Origin of the sequence: Kutzneria sp. 744 (assembly GCF_000568255.1) — a bacterium.
Taxonomy (GTDB): domain Bacteria; phylum Actinomycetota; class Actinomycetes; order Mycobacteriales; family Pseudonocardiaceae; genus Kutzneria.
On record NZ_KK037166.1, the window covers coordinates 6,515,250 to 6,516,742 of the forward strand.

Genomic DNA, 1,493 nt, shown 5'->3' on the forward strand with positions numbered 1-1,493 from the left:
GGCCCACACCCGCCGGACACCGGCCGCGAAGCACTCCGCCAGCACCGCTCGCGCGGCTTCGCCGGCCAGTCCGCGTCCTCGGCCGTCATGGCGGATCTCGTAGCCGATCTCGGGCTCGTCGGCCCCGGTCCGACCGGCGAAGATCCCGCAGTTGCCGACCAGCCGGCCGCCGTCGCGCAGGCGCAGGCCGTACCAGGCCAGCCCGCTCGTGCGCATGGCCAGCATCCGGCGGTCGATCCACCCGGCGGTCTGCTCGACCGTGGTGAACGGGCCGCTGCCGATCGTGTGCGTCCGGGGATCGCTGAAGATCGCGTGCAGCTCGGCCAGGTCCGCCGGCTCGAAGCAGCGCAACCGCATCCGTGACGTCTCGATGACTCGCCGCACACGGCCCCCGGAGTCTCTGGGACAGTCGATGAAGTGACTTTCACGAAGATACTGGTCACGCCGGCCATGGCGGCCGGCCTGATTACGGGGGAATGCCGGAAACGCCGCAGTGGCAGCCCTGTCCGGACGGCGTGCCGCTGGAGTGCACCTCGGTGCAGGTGCCGCTGGACTACCAGCACCCGGACGGGGCGAAGATCGGCATCGAGGTTTCCCGGCACAAGGCCACGGGCCGGCGGCGCGGCGTGCTGCTGATGAATCCGGGCGGCCCGGGTGCGCCGGGTATCCTGATGCCACTACAGGTCGCGTTGCCGAAGAGCGTGACGGACGAATACGACCTGATCGGCTTCGATCCGCGCGGCACGGGCCACAGCGCGCCGGACGGGTCGATCGCCGATGCGGTCACGGAAGCGAAGATGATCGCGCGGTCTACGCCACGATGTACCCGCAGCGCACGGATCGTGCGGTGCTGGACAGCGTGAACGAGCCGAGTGGCGTGTGGCGCAACACGTTCCGGAACTTCGCCGTCGGCACGGCCGAGCGGTTCCCGGACTTCGAGAGCTGGGCGGCGGCGCAGGACGCGACCTACCACCTCGGCGCGACACCGGACGGCGTGCGGGCGACCTACCTGAAACTGGCCTCCCTGCTGGACGCAACGCCGCTGTCGACCAAGACGGGTCCGTTGTCCGGCAACACTTTCCGTGAGCAGACCCGCGAATAAACGTGACCCGGCGACGCCGATCGAGGGCGCGCTCGCCATGCGCAAAGCGCTGGGCAACCGGGCCCGGATGATCACCGCGAACGAAGGCGGCCACGGGGCCTATCTGTTGACCGGCAACGCCTGTCTCGACGACCTCACGACCAGGTTCCTGACGGACGGCACCAAGCCGGCCGACGACGTGCGCTGCTAGTCGGCGCGCTCAAGGGCGTCCCTGATCGGGATCATCTTGGCGGCCGCCTCGGCGACCTCGGTGTCGGGATCGGAATCCGGGCACGACGCCGCCGCCGGCGAACAGCCGCACCGAGGAATCCGCGACCTGGGCGCACCGCAGCGCAATGCCGACCTCGCCGTCGCCGCTGGCGTCGACCCAGCCGACCGGCCCTGCATAACG

At 70.3% G+C, this 1,493-nt stretch carries 5 protein-coding genes; 3 read left to right on the top strand and 2 right to left on the bottom strand.

From position 1 onward, the window contains the following. Window positions 1-357, bottom strand: a 357-nt coding sequence (locus tag KUTG_RS29615) for a GNAT family N-acetyltransferase (protein ID WP_052395563.1), incomplete at its 3' end; no start/stop codon positions are given. Between the two features lie 179 nt (window positions 358-536). Here KUTG_RS29615 and KUTG_RS29620 point away from each other — a divergent pair. The 3 genes from KUTG_RS29620 to KUTG_RS56775 are packed head-to-tail and all read left to right on the top strand — an operon-like array spanning window position 537 to window position 1,292. Beyond that, window positions 537-863: an alpha/beta fold hydrolase gene (locus tag KUTG_RS29620; protein ID WP_198047352.1), complete on the top strand. Its 327-nt coding sequence runs from the start codon at window positions 537-539 to the stop codon at window positions 861-863. Beyond that, window positions 848-1,102 (top strand): hypothetical protein, encoded by a 255-nt coding sequence (locus KUTG_RS29625; protein ID WP_043721380.1) that lies wholly within the window; start codon window positions 848-850, stop codon window positions 1,100-1,102. The genes KUTG_RS29620 and KUTG_RS29625 overlap by 16 nt, the downstream gene beginning before the upstream one ends. Beyond that, the gene (locus KUTG_RS56775) at window positions 1,083-1,292 is read left to right on the top strand and encodes an alpha/beta hydrolase (protein WP_157494853.1); all 210 of its coding nucleotides are present in this window, start codon (window positions 1,083-1,085) and stop codon (window positions 1,290-1,292) included. Before KUTG_RS29625 ends, KUTG_RS56775 begins: the two co-directional genes overlap by 20 nt. Window positions 1,293-1,301: 9 nt before the next feature. On the opposite strand, the gene KUTG_RS56780 is transcribed toward KUTG_RS56775, so the two are convergent. Further along, window positions 1,302-1,493: chorismate-binding protein (locus KUTG_RS56780; protein WP_369794528.1), on the bottom strand; the 192-nt coding region annotated here is incomplete at its 5' end.